Consider the following 18354-nt stretch of genomic DNA (forward strand, 5'->3'; position numbering starts at 1 on the left):
GTATCTTGTACTTTTTACATTATACTTTTTACAATTTACTTAAACGTAAACCCTTTTTCTTCTAACGCTTCTTTCAAGATTGCCATTCTTGCAAAGACACCGTTTTCCATTTGCTTGAAAACTCTTGAGCGTTCACATTCCACCAGATCTGAATCTATTTCCACACCTCTGTTGATAGGTGCCGGGTGCATGATGATTGCTTGTTTCTTCATAGCCTGCTCTCTTTCTTTAGTAAGGCCGTATCTTTTATGATATTCAGACGCAGTAAAACTCATTGCCGCGTCGTGTCTTTCGTGCTGGATTCTTAATAACATCAGAACATCCACTTCTGCAATAAGTTCATCAAGTGCCAGATAAGTTCCGTTGATTAAGGCTCCCTCATCAAACCAATGTTCCGGTCCCGAGAAGTATACCTTAGCTCCTAATCTTCTTAAAGCCTCCGCATTTGAGTTGGCTACACGACTGTGTTTTACATCTCCTACAATTCCTACTTTTAATCCCTCAAACTTTCCAAATTCCTGATAGATCGTCATCAAATCCAGCATACATTGCGATGGATGGTTTCCCGTTCCGTCTCCTCCATTGATCACAGGAATCGTAATATTCTTTAATTCCTCGAAGTATCTGTCTTTTTTATCACGGATCACAACCAGATTTACTCCCAGACTTTCTATGGTCTTCACTGTATCATAAAGACTCTCTCCTTTATTTACAGAACTGTGCGAAGCATCAAATGGAACAATCTGAAGTCCCAGTTTTCTTTCTGCAATATCAAAGCTTGTCTTTGTTCTTGTACTGTCTTCGAAGAAAAGGTTTGAGCAAAAAACTTCTCCTTCAATTTTAGCAGTTTTTCCGTTTGCAAAAGCTAATGCTTCTGTCAGTATACTGTTGATTCTCTCGGTACTTAGTTCTGTAATCGTAAACATAATTCTAATTTTTGGGCATAAAAAAAGCGAAGACAACAATCTTCGCTAATAACAATAAATATCGTAAAGGGCGCTTTCGCCCGGTAAATCTAATGATATAAATGCTTTTTTATTCATTAGGTGCAAAGATACAGAAATTTTATGAACCTACAAAAACAAAGTTTCAAATAAATTAAAACCTTTGGTATTTTCTTATTCTCATTTAAAAATGATATTTTTGTTAAAACTCAAATTAGTTTTATGGATTTAAAAGACAAAATGATTCTCAGCATTATACAGGAAGACTCCACTTTATCTGTTAAGGAAATTTCAGAAAAGATTGGTCTTACCTTTACTCCAACGTATGAAAGAATCAAACAATTGGAGAAGCATGGGATCATTGAAAAGTATGTTGGCCTCTTAAACCGTGAAAAACTGGGTTTAAATATTGTAGTCTACTGTAATGTTCGTCTCAAGGAACAATCCAAGAAAGTATTGGAAACCTTTGAAAAACATATTGGAAGTCATGATGAAGTACAGGAAATCATCAGCCTTTCCGGAGAGTACGATTATATGTTAAAGATTATTGCAAAAGACATCAACTCTTATAATGAATTCGCGGTTAACGTGATTTCCAATCTTCCTAACATTGGGCAATACCACAGTTCCATAGTTTTGCATGAGGTAAAAAAATCGACCAAGTTTAAAATTGATTTAGAATAATTCTTTTCATTATAACCCCAAAATGGTTTAGATTTTTTGTTGAAAATTTTTGATCTTCCTACCCTTTCGTGCTATCCCATCTCTTATTTTTGTTAGAATATGTAAAGGCGCGAAAGACACTTCCAAGATTTATATTGTAAGACACAAAGGTTTTATGTTCGATAAAATTTTAAGTCCTATTCAATCTCAATTTTCAACTATACTCCATAGTTTCAAAATCAATCATCAAATTCAAAGAGCGGAATAAAAAACCATTAAGACAGCCTAAGTAAATAAGATTAAGGATTTACAAACGATAAAAAAATAAGGCGTGATCTAAAAGTAATTTTAGATGGTATGTCTACTCAGGCCTTTTATTATCTTAATGGTTTATATTTTAGCCCAATAATTTATTTTTCAATTTATTGAACTGATATTCTATTTTATCCAGACAAAGATTTCCTATGCTTCCCTGGTGGGTATGATCTAAGTTTCCTAATTCAAAGTCAAATTCATTGTTTTCAATCTCCTGTCCTACTTTTACATAAGCATCACGGAAAGAACTACCATTTTTCACTTCTTCATTAATCTTCTCTACACTGAAAAGGTATTTGTACTTTTCATCCTCCAGAATCCCATCCTTTACCTGAATATTCGGCAACGTATAGCTTAAGATCTCCAGACATTCTTTAAGAGAATCTATTGCAGGGAAAAGAATTTCCTTGGTTAATTGTACATCTCTGTGATATCCTGACGGAAGATTATTGGTCAATAGGATTAACTCATTTGGTAAGGACTGGATTCTGTTGCATCGTGCACGAACCAATTCAAAAATATCTGGGTTCTTTTTGTGCGGCATTATGCTGCTTCCTGTTGTAAATTCCTTTGGAAAGCTTATAAAATCAAAGTTTTGATTCAGATACAAGCACACATCATAGGCAAATTTACCCAGTGTTCCCGCTAAAGTAGCCATTGACATTGCCAGTAATTTTTCTGACTTTCCACGGGTCATCTGAGCATATACCGAATTATAATTCATCGACTGAAATCCTAGGTTATAGGTAGTACTTTCACGATTGATAGGGAAAGACGAACCATATCCTGCAGCGGATCCCAATGGGTTTTTATTGATGATATTCTTTATGGAAAATAACATTTCTACATCATCCAAAAGGGCTTCTGCATAAGCTCCAAACCATAATCCAAAGGATGAAGGCATTGCAATCTGCAAGTGGGTATATCCCGGAAGCAGAACATTTTTATGCTGGTCTGCCAATTGAATTAAAATCTGGAAAAACTCGTCGGTAAGTGCTGTTATTTCACGAATTTCATCTAATAAGTACAATTTAATATCCAACAAAACCTGATCATTTCTTGATCTTGCGGTGTGGATTTTCTTTCCTGTATCTCCTAATTCTGCAATTAGGATTGCTTCTACCTGAGAATGGATATCCTCAGCTTCTTTATCAATTTCAAAACTACCTTCTTCAATTTTATTTAAAATATTGTTTAATACAGAAAGCATCTGTTCTGATTCTTCGTTGGAAATAATTCCGGTTTCTGCAAGCATTTTGCAGTGCGCCATAGAACCTTTGACATCATATTTTGCCAAACGTTCATCAAAGTCAAGATCTTTTCCTACTGTAAAGTTATTGACTAATATATTGGTGGCCAGGTCATCCTTTTGCCATATCTTTTTCATATAATTATCGATTTTTCTGAGATCATATATAACCTTATAACGGCTTCACAATGATCTGATTTAAAATATTTGATTGATTTTGACATGCCCAGCAAAGCGTTCCTTATTACTATTAACTATAAAAAAACATGTCCCTAATGTAAAGTTGTTGTTTCTAATTATTCTTTTTTGCATAAATCCTTATTAAAAACGTAAACTTTAACGCCTGCTGAGCGTAGTCAAAATATATATTTCAGAGGTTAGCTATTAAAAGTTTCTAAGTCCTCTTTTATAACACTTTTTCCAAAATTTGGATGTAGATATCAACCCCTTCTTCTATTTCATTAATATAGATGAATTCATCCGCTGTATGGGAGCGCCTACTGTCTCCAGGTCCCATTTTCACTGATGTACATGGAATGATTGCCTGATCTGAAGAAGTTGGTGACCCATATGTTGTCCTTCCTATTTCAAGACCGGCCTTTACAAATGGATGATCCATTTCTATTTTTGAGGAATTCAACCTGAAAGACCTTGCAGTAAGTGTTGATTTCATTTGTGACTGGATGATTTCAAAGGCTTCTTTATTGGAATACGCATCTGTTACCCTTACATCCAATGTGAAGTTACATGATTCAGGAACGACGTTGTGCTGTACTCCAGCATGAATTCCTGACAGTGTAATTTTAACTTCACCCAGATATTCTGAAACTTTTGGAAATTTAAAGTCTAAGATATTCTGAAGATCCTGCATACATTTTACAATGGAATTATCATCATTGGGATGAGCAGCATGAGAAGGAGTTCCTTTCATTTCCCCGTCTATCACAAGTAACCCTTTTTCTGCAATCGCCAGATTCATCTGCGTGGGTTCTCCTACAATGGCGAATTCTATATTGGGTAGTTGTGGAAACAAGGCCTCAATTCCGTCAAAACCTGAAATCTCCTCCTCTGCCGTCAAAGCAATCACTAAATTATATTTTAAATCTTCTTTATCATAAAAGTGCAGAAAAACCTGCGCCATAGAAACCAAAGAGGCCCCGGCATCATTACTTCCCAACCCATACAGCTTTCCGTCTTTTTCTACAGGAACAAACGGATCCAAAGTATAAGCTTTGTTAGGTTTCACAGTATCATGATGCGTATTCAATAAAACAGAGGGCTTGAAAACATCAAAGTTCTTATTGACCGCCCAAATATTATTCTTGAAACGCTTTGTCGGGATCTGATGCTTTTTGAAAAAGTTTTCAATCTCTACAGATGTATTGAATTCATCTTTACTGAATGAAGGAATTTCAATCAAATTTTTAAGCAATCCAACTGCATTATTCAACAATTCTTCTTTATTATAAACAGATTTCAGTTCCTGCATGATGACTCTCTATATGGTTTTTCAATTCGGTTTCTTTAATGAGAAACACTTTATTTACATTATTCTTTATTGCTCCAAGAGCATTTTCAAGTTTGGGCAAAATCCCTTTGTGCAGCTTTCCTTTTTCTTTTAAAGCAGTAAAGTCCTCTTCGGAAATACTTTTAATAAGGGATTCGGGATCGTCAACATTTTCCAGCACTCCCACCTTATCAAAACAATACAACAACTCTACTTCATATTTGGATGATAAAGCCTGTGCCATTACTGATGCAATGGTATCTGCATTGGTATTGAAGAGATTTCCCTTTTTATCATGGGTAATAGCAGAAAACACAGGAACAAGGTTAAGCTTAATTAATTTTGAAAGCAGTTTCTTATTCACGCTTTTTTTATCAATATCCCCTACAAATCCAAAATCTATTTCCGGATGTTCTCTTTTCTTAGCCTTTATTAAGTTTCCGTCTGCACCAGAAAATCCTATGGCATTGCATTTTTTTTGCTGTAATTTTTCAACAACATTCTTATTGATTCCTCCTGCATACACCATTGTTACAATATCCAATGTATCTTTATCTGTAATTCTCCTTCCGTTGATCATCTTTTGCTCCATGCCTAGCCTAGCTGCCAATTCTGTAGCTAACTTTCCTCCGCCATGAACAAGGATTTTCTTTTCTTTTATTTGGGAAAACTGATCTAAAAACTGATCCAGTAATCGTTCATCATCAATGAGCGCTCCGCCTATTTTTATGATGTACATTTTATTTTTCATAAGATTAAAGGATTTAATAGATGCGTCTTATTTTATTATTCAAAAACGCGTCTTATACAATGGATTAAATGGTTACCATCTAATTTAATGACTACTTTATATTATCTAATATCTCACTGAACACCGCCTGTGCAGAGAAAATACGGTTCTTTGCCTGCTGGTAGATGATTGAGTTTCCCCCATCCATTACCTCATCGCTTAGTTCAACATTACGACGAACAGGAAGACAATGCATTACTTTTGCCTGATTGGTGTTCGCTAATTTTTCATTCGTCAGCATCCAGTCCCCTTTTACTTCGGGCATTGCGGCATAATCATCAAACGAAGACCAGTTTTTCACATAAATAAAATCTGCATCTTTTAAAGCCTCATCCTGATCGTGAATTACTTGTACATTTTTCGTAAAGTTCTTATCAAGATCATATCCCTCAGGATTAGCAATTACCAGTTCAACATCCATTTCCTGCATCCATTCTGCAAATGAATTTCCTACAGCATGAGCAATGGGCTTAATATGTGGCGCCCAGGTTAAAACCACTTTGGGTTTATGTTCTTTTTTCCAGTTTTCTGTAATGGTGATACAGTCTGCCAGACTTTGTAACGGATGACGGGTTGCTGATTCCAAAGAAATAACAGGAACTTTTGCATGTTTTTCAAATTGACTTAGAATGCTTTCATTCACATCGTCTTCTTTACTTTTCATTCCTGCAAAACAACGTACTGCAATAATATCACAGTATTGATTCAACACTTCAATAGCATCCTTGATGTGCTCTACTGTATCTCCGTTCATCACGGCTCCATCAGCAAATTCAAGATTCCAGGCTTCCTGTGCTGCATTCAGTGTCAATACATTCAATCCCAGGTTTTGTGCTGCAATCTGGCTGCTCAAACGGGTTCTCAGACTTGAATTTAAGAATACCAGACCTATTGTTTTTCCTTTTCCTTTTTCTGTTTCGGAAAGGGGATTTTCTTTTATTTGTAAAGCTTTTTTTATGATTTCCTGTAAGTTTTCAACATCACTTACAGCGGTAAAATTTTTCATTTTAAATTGATTTTAAAGATTTTGTTCACACATTAATTGTTGTTTTAACCCCAAATTTTTATTAAAACACTTTAGAACACTTAGTTTTCAAAGTTTATTATTTTGAAAATATGTAAGCTCACATAAGATGAAAATCAAAGATTTTCAAAAACTTAATTGCACTCTTTAAGCGCTTAGTATTTTCTTACAATCACTTAAGTGTTTAAACTCTTTTGTGACTTTTGTGGTTTAAATTTTCTCCAATACTGTTTTCAGAGCATTGATGAAAAGATCCGTTTCCTCTTTTTTGATATTAAGTGCCGGAAGAATCCTTAAGACACTTTTATCATTAGAGTTTCCTGTGAAAATATGATGATCGTAAAGTAAACTACTCCTTACTTCCGAACAGTCCCTGTCAAGTTCTATCCCGATCATCAATCCTTTCCTTCGGATTGATTTAATATGTGGTAAATCTTTAATTTCATTTTCAATATATTCGCCCATTTTCTGAGCATTTTCGATGAGATTTTCGTCTTTCATCACATCCAGCACAGCAATTGAAGCCGCACATGCCAGATGATTCCCTCCAAAAGTAGTTCCTAACAAGCCATTGCTTGCCTGAAATTTCGGACTGATTAGCACTCCGCCAACCGGAAAGCCATTCCCCATTCCTTTTGCAGTTGTAATGATATCTGCTTCTACTCCGAATTCCTGGTGAGCAAAGAAATACCCGCTTCTTCCGTATCCTGACTGTACTTCGTCTAAGATCAAAACAACATCATATTTCTCGCACAATTCTTTAATCTTAGATAGAAATGCGGCAGTAGGAATCATGATTCCTCCCACTCCCTGAATTCCCTCAATGATGATGGAAGAAATTTCGTTTCCATGTACTGCAAAAGTTTCTTCAAGCTGTTCAATATTATTCCATTCGGATTTGATAAATCTTTCTGAAAAGTTCACCGGAGCCACAATCTTTGGATTATCCGTTACAGAAACTGCAGCTGATGTCCTTCCGTGAAATGAGCCTGAGAAGTAAAGAACTTTGCTCTTTCCGTTATGAAAAGAAGCCAGCTTTAAGGCATTTTCATTCGCTTCAGCCCCTGAATTACACAAGAAAAGGTTGTATTCTTCATATCCTGAAAGTTGTCCTAATTTCTCAGCCAGTTCAGTCTGCAATTCATTCTGAACAGAGTTTGAATAGAAAGATATTTTTTCTAACTGCTCTTTAAGTTTATTTTTATAATGCGGATGATTGTGTCCGATGGAAATTACTGCATGACCACCGTAAAAATCAAGATATTGTTCTCCTTTATCATCCCAAAGAAAAGATCCTTGAGCTTTAACCGGATTGATATTAAATAATGGATATACGTTGAATAAATTCATTTTTAGTTTTTTTATATTTTTCTTTTGTCTTGAAACAAAAGAAACAAAAGTTCAAGACGTGGAAACTTTCGCTAAAAAATATTTTTGTTCTCTAAAAATTCTAAAACTTGTGCGAAATTGGCATTTGTTCTTCGGTTCGACATTTTTGTCGCACTTCGAACAGTAGAATTTTCTTAACGTTCACAAAATTATTTTTCTTAACGCTCCATTTTCCTAGGTCGGTTTTGATTAAGCTTTAAAAATTCACGATTAGCTTATTGACAATTGACTTTTAAGTTTTCTTTTAAAATGCAATAGGTTTTAAGTTTAATCCTGCATTTTCTTCCCAGTTCATCGCAATATTCATATTCTGTACTGCCTGCCCTGAAGCTCCTTTTAACAAATTGTCAATCGCCGAGTGAATAACAACAACATTTCCACTCTTTTCAATCTGAATCACACAGCGATTGGTATTGACAACCTGCTTTAGGTCCATTGCCCTTTCATTGATGGTAACAAAAGGCTCCTCTGCATAAAACTCCTGATATAATTGCTCTATTTCCTCTAACTCCAAATTTGTTTTCACTGTAGAGCTTGTAAAAATCCCTCTTGCAAAATCTCCTCTCCATGGAACAAAATTCAGGTTTACTTCTTTATTATTAAATGAAATCAACTGTTGTAAAATCTCATCCACATGCTGATGCGTCAAAGTTTTATAAGCTGAAACATTATCATTCCTCCAGGTAAAATGAGTGGTTGGCTGTAGAGATTGTCCTGCTCCAGTAGAACCTGTGATCCCTGTGGTGAAAACCTCATCCAACAACCCTTTTTCCGCCAATGGAAGCAATGCTAACTGAATAGCTGTTGCGAAACATCCCGGATTTGCAATACTTTTTGCACCTTTCAGTTGTTTTTTATTAATTTCAGGTAAGCCGTAGATAAAATCTCTGTTTTCAAAATTTCCATCCAAACGGAAATCATTTCCCAAATCAATTACTACTGTTTCATCCTTAACTGGATTTTGTGTCAACCAATTCTGACTTTCCTTATGGGGAAGACATAGAAAAAGAATATCTACCTCTTCAGGCTTATCCGTCAACGCTTTTTCACAAACCGTCGTTAAATCCGGGTACAGATCCGAAATTTTTGTTCCCGAATTTGAACGACTATATAAAAAACTCAATGTCACATGGGGATGAAAAGCCAGTAAGCGTATCAACTCACTTCCTGTATAGCCATTGGCTCCTACAATTCCTACTGTTTTCTTCATATTTTAATCAATAGGACTATATCCTATCTTTTATTAGATTGTTCCTTAGGAACTAGTTGATATTTTGGTTAATCTGATGATATATATTTAAGGAATTGCTTACAATTTTTGTATATCCTTTCACATCATCTCCTGTCCATGCTCTGTTCGCTTCACCGTAACTCCCGAATTTATCAGACATCAGGTCGTGATCAGATTCAATTCCGTTTAAGATAAATCTGTACGGGTGAAGGGTTACAAATACTTTTCCACTTACAGTTTTCTGTGAATCTCCTAGGAAAGACTCAATATTTCTCATCACAGGATCCAGGAAAAGCGCCTCATGAAGCCAGTTTCCGTACCAGTCGGATAATTGAGACTTCATCATTTGCTGATATTTTGAAAGCGTATGCTTTTCCAATAAATGATGGGCTTTGATAATCACTGAGGCTGCTGCCGCTTCAAATCCTACTCTTCCTTTAATTCCTACAATGGTATCTCCTACATGAATATCACGTCCAATACCATAAGCAGAAGCCAATTCTTCTATTTTCTGAATAGCATATACGGAATGTTCGAAACTTTCTTCGTTTACAGCAACCACTTCTCCATTTTTAAATTCAATCTCCAATTCTGAAGGTTGCGTTTCCTTAATTTGTGATGGAAACGCTTCTTCCGGCAGATAGTTTCTTGAAGTCAAAGTCTCCTTTCCTCCTACTGAAGTTCCCCAAAGTCCTTTATTCACTGAATATTGTGCTTTATGGAATTCCATTTCGTAACCATGCCCTTTCAGAAACTCAATTTCATCTTCACGGGATAAGGCCATATCACGGATTGGCGTAATGATCTCAATATTGGGACACATCACTTGGAAAATCAAATCAAAACGAACCTGATCATTTCCGGCACCTGTGCTTCCGTGCGCAATGGCATCAACCTTTACTTCAATGGCATATTTTGCAATTTCCTGCGCCTGAATCGTACGTTCAGCACTTACAGAAAGAGGATAAGTATTATTTTTCAACACATTCCCGAAAATTAAATACTTCACACAAGAATTGTAGTAGTCCTCCTGAGCGTCTACGCACCTGTACTCCTTTACCCCAAGATTTAAAGCTTTTCTCTCCAACTCTTTTTCCTCTTCCTTAGAAAAACCTCCGGTATTTACGGTAACGGCATACACATCATACCCCAGTGTTTCACTAAGATATTTAGCACAATAGGAAGTATCCAGACCTCCACTAAACGCTAAGATGACTTTTTTCTTCATAATATTTATTTTCAGGCTGATTGTTGACAGCCTCATTTTCTTTTATATTGTCCGGAACAAATAACATAGCTGTACAAAGACAGTTTTTACGTTCCTTTTTCATTAATATTTCATAGTTCACACAGTTCTTGCAGCCACTCCAGAATTCCTCGTCCTGAGTAAGTTCTGAATAAATAACCGGCTTATATCCCAAATCACTATTGATTTTCATTACAGCAAGCCCTGTTGTTAATCCGAATACCTTGGCTTCCGGATATTTTTCTCTAGATAATTGGAAAACCTTATGCTTAATTTGAGTAGCAACACCTCCGTTCCTGAATTTGGGTGAAACAATCAATCCCGAATTGGCAACAAACTTCCCGTGTGACCACGTCTCTATATAGCAGAAACCTACCCACTCCCCGTTTTCAGTGGCTACCACAGCATTGCCCTCTGAAATCTTTTTACTCAAATATTCGATAGAACGTTTTGCGATTCCCGTTCCTCTACGCTGTGCAGAATCATACATTTCCTGCTGTATTTCACTCACATACATTAGATGTTCGCATGAGGAAACTTCTATTTCCATTTATTTATCTAATTTTTTTGGCAAATTTAAAATATAATTACTTTAAAAACCAAATAAAAAAGATATTTTTTTTGTTTTTTAAATTTATACAGGTAAAATTATCTTTATTAGAAAATATACATTTGCTAATTTATTATATATTTGCTAAAATAATATAGTTATGGAAAATACATGTCCTAAATGCCAGAGCGATAAAGTAGTTAAAAGCGGTATTATCAATGAAAAACAACGCTTCCACTGCAAGAGCTGCAACTATTATTTTACTGTTAAAAAACTAGGGAAACAAATTGATGATTATTATGTAACCAAGGCTCTTCAACTCTATCTGGAAGGCCTAAGTTATCGTGAAATTGAAAGAATTATTGGCGTTTCACACGTTACTATAAGTTCATGGATCAAAAAATACAATATTACAAGACCTCCTCATTCCGAGTTTCATCCTGTTTATAAAATATTAAAACAAAATGAGCTAATTGAATATATAGCTCAGGAAGAAAACATTAAAAATTCAGGGCTCATTATTACTCAATTTGCTGACAAGTACATGCTGATTAAGTGGGAAAGGTTTAAAAAATAGATAAAGGAATCAAGAACCAAGTGCTAAAAATCAAGACTTCGGAAAGCAGATATAAGACAGGTTTAAAATTAAAATATCACAATAATCAACTGGTAATCAGTGAAAAAATCAATTTAACTATATTATTAGCACTAATATATATTAAATTTTCATAAATAAATTATTAATTACAATTTGGCATTCACAAAAAACAACGCCAAAAATTGATAATTTATGAAGAAATTACTTACATTTATTGGATTAGCCTTAATCAGCGGATCAATGTATTCGCAGGGTTCTCCTGATTACGGCAGCGGACTGAAAGTAAACCTCAATCCTGAGGGAGACAAATTCATTAGATTTATTTTATGGGACCAGCTCTGGCTAAGAAATACCTCCATGAATCCCGGAAGCATGGTTGGAGGTGAGCCTACAGATAACTCCTGGAGCATAGGAAACAGAAGGTTACGAGCTTTAACGTATGCACAGATCTCTAAAAGATACATGATCCTCCTCCATTTTGGAATCAACAATCAGACTTTCATTAATGGTGGTGCTACGGGAACTTCAGGAACAGGAGGTTATGGAAACGGAAAGAAAACCCAATTGTTTTTTCATGATGCCTGGAATGAGTACGCAGTTATTTTACCTGGAGAAGCGGGAAAATTCAGTTTATCTTTAGGAGCGGGGCTTCATTACTACATGGGACTTTCCCGTATGACCATGGCTTCCACACTTAATTTCCTTACGGTTGATTCTCCTGTTTTCTCATGGCCTTTAATTGACAATTCTGATCAGTTTGCAAGACAGCTCGGTATGTTCGCCAAAGGTAAATATGGAAAGCTTGAATATCGTTTCAGCTTAAACAAGCCGTTTGCCACAGATCTTACTCCGGTAAATGTAACTGATCCGTCAAGAGCTGTCGCAGTAGACAATAACGGAAATCCTAGTTTTTCAAAGGCAGGATATGTAGAATATCAATTCCTTGATGAAGAATCTAATACACTTCCTTTCAAAGTGGGATCTTATCTGGGAACTAAAAAAGTTTTCAATGTTGGTGCAGGATTTTATCATCAGGCGGACGGAACAAGAACTTCTGTTAATTCCAATATTGAAAAGCATGATATTACTCTTTTTGCTGTAGATGCTTTTGCAGATATACCATTGGGAGAAGCAAAAAACAAAATGGCAGTTTCTGCTTACGCCGGATATTACAATTATAATTTTGGCCCTAATTATATAAGAAATCTGGGAACCATGAATATTGCAGCTTCTGATCCTAATTTCATTGGAAATAAAGCTATAGCCGGTCCCGGAAATCTACAACCCACCATCGGAACAGGTAATATTATCTACGCACAGGCAGGTTTACTATTACCAAGTCAGGCAGAAAAGCCAAAAATCAGAATACAGCCATTTGCAGCTTATACTCATAAAAGCTTTGAAGCTTTCGACAAATCTTCTTCACAGTTCGATATAGGAGCCAACTGGTTCATAGATGGACATCACGCAAAAATTACTACACAATATTCCACAAGACCGATTTACACCAATCCTACAGAAAGTCCATCCTCAAAAGGAGAATTCATTCTACAGTTTCAGATTTACCTATAATCCGGGAATGGATTCAATTATCATTTTCTACTAACATCAAAAACTAATCAATATGAGCGAAAATCATCACGAAAGCTACGAGAATATGACCGATAAGCAGAAAAATCGCACCATTTGGAGCGTGATCACTGCTTCATCCCTCGGAACATTGATAGAATGGTATGACTTCTATATTTTTGGAAGTTTAGCTATCGTTTTAGCCACAAAATTTTTCCCTGCAGATAATCCTACAGCAGCATTTTTATCTACCCTTGCCACTTTTGCAGCAGGATTTGTTGTAAGACCTTTTGGAGCATTATTCTTCGGAAGGCTTGGGGATATTATCGGAAGAAAATACACATTCCTTGTTACATTACTCATCATGGGGTTCTCTACATTCCTTATCGGATGTATCCCAAGTTATAAAACCATTGGATTCATGGCTCCTGTTTTGGTTTTAATTCTAAGATTATTGCAAGGGTTAGCCCTTGGAGGTGAATATGGAGGTGCCGCAACCTATGTTGCAGAATACGCACAACCTCATCGAAGAGGTTATTGGACTTCATGGATCCAAACCACCGCTACGGCAGGACTTTTTATCTCACTGATTGTTATTTTAATTACAAAAACCACGCTTTCTCCAGAGGAATTTGACAACTGGGGCTGGAGGGTTCCTTTCTGGATCTCTATTTTGATGGTAGCAGTATCTTATGTCATTAGAAAAAACATGAAAGAATCTCCACTTTTTGCAAAGGCTAAAAGTGAAGGGAAAACTTCTAAAAACCCTTTAAAGGAGAGCTTCGGTAATAAATACAACTTTAAATTTGTTCTTCTTGCTCTTTTTGGAGCCGCAATGGGACAAGGGGTAATATGGTATACAGGACAATTCTACGCCATGAGCTTCCTGCAAAAGGTAATGAATGTAGATTCTATGCAGGTAGACTACTTAATGGCTACGGCTTTGTTTTTAGGAACACCTTTCTTTGTGTTTTTCGGCTGGCTGTCTGATAAGATCGGAAGAAAAGCCGTTATGATGACGGGAATGTTGATTGCTATCTTGGCTTACAGACCTATTTACGACAGTATGTTTAAAAGCGTTAATCTTGAAAATAAAACAATTGCTTCCAACGGAATTACCGAAAAAAGAATAGCAAAAATCCATAACGACATAGCAACAGACAGTCTGGTTACTTTCCATAAGGAAACTCTTTACACTGATGGAACCTTAATCAAAAAAGACAGTATCATTCACTGGTCTCCGAGCGGCCCTGTAATGAAAGATGGAAAAGCTGAGGAACCTAAAGTATCCCAATCTTTAAAACTAAGCGATGATACAAAATGGTATCTGGTGTTCCTTGTGTTTATTCAGGTCATATTTGTAACCATGGTTTATGGACCTATCGCAGCATTCCTTGTTGAAATGTTCCCTGTAAGAATACGATACACCTCCATGTCTTTACCTTATCACATTGGAAACGGGGTATTTGGAGGACTTCTTCCGGCCGTAGCTACTTATCTTGTAACCACTGGAAAAGAAGCAGGGCATGCAACCTGGTACCTTGAAGGGCTTTGGTATCCGATTGGAGTTGCCACAGTATGTTTGATTATCGGGTTATTTTATCTTAAAAATAAGAACAATAATCTTCATGATTAATCATTAAATCACTCAAATTTTTATTAATTTTAAAACTACTAAAATGAACGGACTAAAAAAAATATTAGGCATTCTCTGGATCGCAATAGCGGTGGTTGTAGGATATTTTGGAATTACAGTACTGGGAATTCCAAAGATTGCCTCAGGGAAACAGGAGGATCTGGTTTTTGGGATCATTATCTTATTTGTACTGATGCCGATTATTTCAGGCGGAATGGCCATCTTCGGATACTATTCTTTAACAGGAGAATATTCTGACGACAAAATATAGTTATAAAAAATAAGTGATAATTGATGAATGATAAACCAATTTCTATTCATCAATTATCTTTTTCAAAACATCATATATGAAAAAAAGGCACGAACAAAAACTGGTTATCCTAAGCATCGGACTAATGATTGCTTTCAGTATTCCCATATCATTGCTTTTCAACAGTGATCGGGAAGTTTTAGGATATCCAATGATCTTGATCTACCTGTTCGCTGTCTGGATGATCTCCATCATCATTTCTTTTGTAATTGTAAAAAAATATGATGAGTAGTTTCGCATTATTCTCCGTAGTTCTGCTATATCTGGCTCTTCTATTCTTAGTTGCTCATCTGGCAGAGAAGAAAAGAAGTAAGCTCTGGATCAACAATCCTTATATTTATGCATTGTCTTTGGCTGTGTATTGTACGGCGTGGACTTATTACGGAAGTATTGGCGTGGCTGCTACAAGCGGATTAAACTATCTGCCCATTTACATTGGTCCCATTATGATTATCCCGGCCTGGATCTATATCAACACAAGAATTGTAAGAATTTCCAGAGTCAATAAAATCAGTAGCCTTGCAGATTTCATCTCTCTGCGATACGGAAATAGCAGAAGCCTCAGTGCTATCATCACAATAGTTTGTCTTTTAGCCATTGTTCCTTATATCGGACTACAAATTAAAGCGATTTCTGAAACCTTTCATTTGGTGACAGAAACTCCAATGTCAAAGGATATTTTAACGGATAATGCTACTTTTGTCGTGGTTCTTATTGCACTATTCTCTTCTTACTATGGAACCCGTTATGTAGATGCTTCAGAAAAACGTTTGGGAATTATTTCAGCTATTGCCCTTGAAAGCTTTTTAAAGTTATTTTTCATCATTATCCTAGGTTTTTTTGTAATTTACTATGTCTTTGATGGGTTTTCAGATATTTATCAGAAAGCGAGTCAATTCAACGACTTTAAAGAGAAAAATACATTTAACGGAGTTGAGGGCGCCATGAACTGGATGGTTTTATGTATGATTTCTGCTACTGCAATTTGCATCCTTCCAAGACAGTTTCACACAGCTATTATTGAAAACAGGCAGGAAAAGCACATCAGAACTGCAATCTGGTTTTTCCCACTTTATCTTTTGATATTTACAGTATTCATCTTTCCAATTGCATGGGGAGGAAGATTAATTTTTGATGGTCAAAAAGTAAATCCGGAGTTCTACTCTATTTTGATTCCACAGCATTTTGACAATACTCTGATTACTGTTTTGGTTTTTCTGGGAGGACTAAGCTCATGTATTTCCATGATTATTATTTCTGCCATTACATTGTCTATCATGCTTTCCAACAACCTTATTATTCCATATGGATTGCTTGGAAAATTTAAGTCTGAAAATGAAGAGCAAAATACAAGAAGCATTACCAATATCAGAAAATTCAGCATTTTCGCTTTGATTATCATGGCATTTGTTTTCTACAAATACTTCATTTTGAAAACTTCACTGGACTCTGTAGGACTGATTTCCTTTGTGGTAATTGCCCAGTTGGCACCCGCATTTTTCGGAGCTATATTCTGGAGAAGAGGAAGCTATAAAGGCGCTGTTGTTGGTCTTGCGGCCGGATTGGCGATCTGCTATTTCGGATTGATCATTCCACAATATTATTTCTCGTACAATCAGGAATTTAAAGGAGTTTTAAGAGATATGTACAATTCCTTTGGTTTCTTCACCATCCCTTATCTGGCAAAAATTCCACAGATTTTCTTTTGGTCACTTTTAGTCAATACAGGTTTATTTACCATTATTTCAGTCAGTACAAAAGGAAATTACCGTGAAAGAAACTTTGCAGAACTGTATGTAGATATTGACAAATACATTCAGAACCATGAGAATGCTTTCATATGGCGAGGAACAGCTTATATTTCTGATATTCAAAATATTTTGGAAAGATTTTTAGGCAAAAACAAAACTGAGCAGGCTTTAAGAATCTTTAATTTAAAATATAATATTGATTCCAAAACCGAAACAGCCGATTCAAGATTTATCAAATTCTCAGAGAACCTTTTGGCAGGAAGAATCGGTACAGCATCAGCCAAGATTTTAATTGAAGGGGTAACCAAGGAAGATAAAATATCTTTAAAAGAAGTATTAAACATTCTTGAAGAATCCAAGGAAAATATCAGCATCAATAAAAAACTTACGGAACAGTCTGAAGAATTACAAAAGCTGTCCGATGATCTGAGAACAGCCAACGAAAACCTCATTGTTAAAGATCGTCAGAAAGATGACTTTCTGGATTCCGTAGCCCATGAACTGAGGACTCCCATCACTGCAATTCGTTCAGCAGGAGAAATCTTGGCAGATGATGATGATATTCCTTTTGACATTAAACAGGAATTTTTGAATAATATCATCACAGAATCGGATAGATTAAGTGAAATCATCAATGATATTCTTTATCTTGACAAGTTACAGCATGGTGAAATCTCGTTAAATATTCAACAAAATAATATTCTTGAAACCTATAAAAAGGCTCTTAGCCCACTTCTCCATTTGATACAGCAGAAAAATATTCATTTAAGCGAGGTTAATCTTTTGAATCAGTTTATATTTGAGTATGATGAAGCAAGAATGATTCAGCTGTTTCAGAATATTTGGGGAAATGCCTTAAAATTTACAGATGAACAAGGAACGATACAAACCAAATTATTTGAAAAAGACAATCAATTAATGATCACCATTTTCAATACGGGAAAACACATTCCGGAGGAAGATTTGGAAATGATCTTCGACAAGTTTTATCAATCCAAAAATCAGAATATTTTAAAACCAACAGGAAGCGGACTTGGGCTGGCTATTTCAAAAAAGATAGCGCAGGCTCACAATGGAAGCATAAAAGCTGAGAATAGTGGTCTTGGCGTAACTTTCATCCTCAGCTTTCCTGGAAAAATAATTAATGAGATTAAAAATGAAGTTGAACACCTTTAAAAAGCACTTATGAGAAAGATAATCATTGCAGATGACGAACACAAAATATTAATGTCGCTGGAGTACAGCTTTAAAAAGAACGGCTATGATGTATATATTGCCCGTGACGGAACAGAGGTACTCGATTTTTTAAAAACAATGGTTCCTGACGTCATTCTTTTAGACATCATGATGCCTAATCTTGACGGCTACAGTACATTAGACATCATCAGACAGGATGAAAAACTAAAAGATGTAAAAGTTATTTTCCTGAGTGCAAAAAACAACCCAAGAGATATTGAAAAAGGATTGGAAATGGGGGCTGACGCCTATGTAACGAAGCCCTATTCAATAAAAAAACTGATGCAACAGATTGAGGAAATGTTTGGAGAATAAGAAAACAAATAAAAAACACTAATACGATAAT

17 protein-coding genes are annotated in these 18354 nt (G+C 35.8%); 8 read left to right on the plus strand and 9 right to left on the minus strand.

The genetic code is table 11. The features are described 5' to 3' along the window. Positions 1 to 35: 35 nt before the first annotated feature. On the minus strand, positions 36 to 926 hold the full coding sequence (locus tag C1638_RS07585) for an aspartate carbamoyltransferase catalytic subunit (protein WP_109619704.1): 891 nt from the start codon (positions 924 to 926) through the stop codon (positions 36 to 38). 240 nt (positions 927 to 1166) lie between these two features. On the opposite strand from C1638_RS07585, the gene C1638_RS07590 reads away from it, so the two are divergent. Beyond that, positions 1167 to 1628: an Lrp/AsnC family transcriptional regulator gene (locus C1638_RS07590; protein WP_076354272.1), complete on the plus strand. Its 462-nt coding sequence runs from the start codon at positions 1167 to 1169 to the stop codon at positions 1626 to 1628. 376 nt (positions 1629 to 2004) lie between these two features. Here C1638_RS07590 and argH read toward each other — a convergent pair whose 3' ends face one another. The 8 genes from argH to C1638_RS07630 all read right to left on the minus strand — a co-directional run bounded on the left by argH (position 2005) and on the right by C1638_RS07630 (position 10908). Beyond that, complete coding sequence (gene argH / locus C1638_RS07595; RefSeq protein WP_109619707.1) at positions 2005 to 3309, minus strand: argininosuccinate lyase; 1305 nt, start codon at positions 3307 to 3309, stop codon at positions 2005 to 2007. Between the two features lie 268 nt (positions 3310 to 3577). Next, entirely contained in the window at positions 3578 to 4660 is a 1083-nt protein-coding gene (locus C1638_RS07600; RefSeq protein WP_109619709.1) for a M20 family metallo-hydrolase, read from the minus strand. Beyond that, positions 4635 to 5429, minus strand: coding sequence for an acetylglutamate kinase (gene argB / locus C1638_RS07605; protein ID WP_109619711.1), 795 nt, complete (start codon positions 5427 to 5429; stop codon positions 4635 to 4637). Before argB ends, C1638_RS07600 begins: the two co-directional genes overlap by 26 nt. Positions 5430 to 5520: 91 nt before the next feature. Then, entirely contained in the window at positions 5521 to 6474 is a 954-nt protein-coding gene (locus C1638_RS07610) for an N-acetylornithine carbamoyltransferase (protein ID WP_109619712.1), read from the minus strand. 228 nt (positions 6475 to 6702) lie between these two features. Then, entirely contained in the window at positions 6703 to 7842 is a 1140-nt protein-coding gene (locus tag C1638_RS07615; protein WP_109619714.1) for an aspartate aminotransferase family protein, read from the minus strand. A gap of 283 nt (positions 7843 to 8125) precedes the next feature. Then, a complete protein-coding gene (gene argC, locus C1638_RS07620; RefSeq protein ID WP_109619716.1) occupies positions 8126 to 9091 on the minus strand; it encodes an N-acetyl-gamma-glutamyl-phosphate reductase in 966 nt (321 codons plus the stop codon). 52 nt (positions 9092 to 9143) lie between these two features. After that, positions 9144 to 10340, minus strand: a complete 1197-nt coding sequence (locus tag C1638_RS07625) for an argininosuccinate synthase (RefSeq protein WP_109620616.1) — start codon at positions 10338 to 10340, stop codon at positions 9144 to 9146. Beyond that, entirely contained in the window at positions 10312 to 10908 is a 597-nt protein-coding gene (locus C1638_RS07630) for a GNAT family N-acetyltransferase (RefSeq protein ID WP_109619718.1), read from the minus strand. The genes C1638_RS07625 and C1638_RS07630 overlap by 29 nt, the downstream gene beginning before the upstream one ends. A 160-nt stretch (positions 10909 to 11068) precedes the next feature. On the opposite strand from C1638_RS07630, the gene C1638_RS07635 reads away from it, so the two are divergent. The 7 genes from C1638_RS07635 (at position 11069) to C1638_RS07665 (ending at position 18323) form a co-directional block, all read left to right on the plus strand. Beyond that, entirely contained in the window at positions 11069 to 11485 is a 417-nt protein-coding gene (locus C1638_RS07635; protein ID WP_109619720.1) for an IS1/IS1595 family N-terminal zinc-binding domain-containing protein, read from the plus strand. A 213-nt stretch (positions 11486 to 11698) separates the two neighbouring features. After that, complete coding sequence (locus C1638_RS07640; RefSeq protein ID WP_109619722.1) at positions 11699 to 13078, plus strand: porin; 1380 nt, start codon at positions 11699 to 11701, stop codon at positions 13076 to 13078. A 52-nt stretch (positions 13079 to 13130) separates the two neighbouring features. Beyond that, a complete protein-coding gene (locus tag C1638_RS07645) occupies positions 13131 to 14711 on the plus strand; it encodes an MFS transporter (RefSeq protein ID WP_109619724.1) in 1581 nt (526 codons plus the stop codon). Between the two features lie 43 nt (positions 14712 to 14754). Further along, a complete protein-coding gene (locus tag C1638_RS07650) occupies positions 14755 to 14982 on the plus strand; it encodes a DUF6814 family protein (protein WP_109619727.1) in 228 nt (75 codons plus the stop codon). Between the two features lie 76 nt (positions 14983 to 15058). After that, positions 15059 to 15253, plus strand: coding sequence for a hypothetical protein (locus C1638_RS07655; protein WP_109619729.1), 195 nt, complete (start codon positions 15059 to 15061; stop codon positions 15251 to 15253). Continuing rightward, on the plus strand, positions 15246 to 17948 hold the full coding sequence (locus C1638_RS07660) for an ATP-binding protein (RefSeq protein ID WP_165826521.1): 2703 nt from the start codon (positions 15246 to 15248) through the stop codon (positions 17946 to 17948). Before C1638_RS07655 ends, C1638_RS07660 begins: the two co-directional genes overlap by 8 nt. 9 nt (positions 17949 to 17957) lie before the next feature. Then, positions 17958 to 18323 carry a response regulator transcription factor gene (locus tag C1638_RS07665; RefSeq protein ID WP_109619733.1) on the plus strand — a complete coding sequence of 122 codons (366 nt, stop codon included), beginning with the start codon at positions 17958 to 17960 and terminating at the stop codon, positions 18321 to 18323. The last annotated feature ends 31 nt before the right edge of the window (positions 18324 to 18354 follow it).

The organism is Chryseobacterium oncorhynchi, from assembly GCF_002899895.1.
In the GTDB taxonomy this organism is placed as follows: Bacteria; Bacteroidota; Bacteroidia; order Flavobacteriales; family Weeksellaceae; genus Chryseobacterium; species Chryseobacterium oncorhynchi.

What these genes read in the sequence shown, in the direction of transcription:
- C1638_RS07585 (WP_109619704.1), bottom strand. Translation starts at nt 926, where the DNA reads ATGTTTACGATTACAGAACTAAGTACCGAGAGAATCAACAGTATACTG.
- C1638_RS07590 (WP_076354272.1), top strand. Translation starts at nt 1,167, where the DNA reads ATGGATTTAAAAGACAAAATGATTCTCAGCATTATACAGGAAGACTCC.
- argH (WP_109619707.1), bottom strand. Translation starts at nt 3,309, where the DNA reads ATGAAAAAGATATGGCAAAAGGATGACCTGGCCACCAATATATTAGTC.
- C1638_RS07600 (WP_109619709.1), bottom strand. Translation starts at nt 4,660, where the DNA reads ATGCAGGAACTGAAATCTGTTTATAATAAAGAAGAATTGTTGAATAAT.
- argB (WP_109619711.1), bottom strand. Translation starts at nt 5,429, where the DNA reads ATGAAAAATAAAATGTACATCATAAAAATAGGCGGAGCGCTCATTGAT.
- C1638_RS07610 (WP_109619712.1), bottom strand. Translation starts at nt 6,474, where the DNA reads ATGAAAAATTTTACCGCTGTAAGTGATGTTGAAAACTTACAGGAAATC.
- C1638_RS07615 (WP_109619714.1), bottom strand. Translation starts at nt 7,842, where the DNA reads ATGAATTTATTCAACGTATATCCATTATTTAATATCAATCCGGTTAAA.
- argC (WP_109619716.1), bottom strand. Translation starts at nt 9,091, where the DNA reads ATGAAGAAAACAGTAGGAATTGTAGGAGCCAATGGCTATACAGGAAGT.
- C1638_RS07625 (WP_109620616.1), bottom strand. Translation starts at nt 10,340, where the DNA reads ATGAAGAAAAAAGTCATCTTAGCGTTTAGTGGAGGTCTGGATACTTCC.
- C1638_RS07630 (WP_109619718.1), bottom strand. Translation starts at nt 10,908, where the DNA reads ATGGAAATAGAAGTTTCCTCATGCGAACATCTAATGTATGTGAGTGAA.
- C1638_RS07635 (WP_109619720.1), top strand. Translation starts at nt 11,069, where the DNA reads ATGGAAAATACATGTCCTAAATGCCAGAGCGATAAAGTAGTTAAAAGC.
- C1638_RS07640 (WP_109619722.1), top strand. Translation starts at nt 11,699, where the DNA reads ATGAAGAAATTACTTACATTTATTGGATTAGCCTTAATCAGCGGATCA.
- C1638_RS07645 (WP_109619724.1), top strand. Translation starts at nt 13,131, where the DNA reads ATGAGCGAAAATCATCACGAAAGCTACGAGAATATGACCGATAAGCAG.
- C1638_RS07650 (WP_109619727.1), top strand. Translation starts at nt 14,755, where the DNA reads ATGAACGGACTAAAAAAAATATTAGGCATTCTCTGGATCGCAATAGCG.
- C1638_RS07655 (WP_109619729.1), top strand. Translation starts at nt 15,059, where the DNA reads ATGAAAAAAAGGCACGAACAAAAACTGGTTATCCTAAGCATCGGACTA.
- C1638_RS07660 (WP_165826521.1), top strand. Translation starts at nt 15,246, where the DNA reads ATGAGTAGTTTCGCATTATTCTCCGTAGTTCTGCTATATCTGGCTCTT.
- C1638_RS07665 (WP_109619733.1), top strand. Translation starts at nt 17,958, where the DNA reads ATGAGAAAGATAATCATTGCAGATGACGAACACAAAATATTAATGTCG.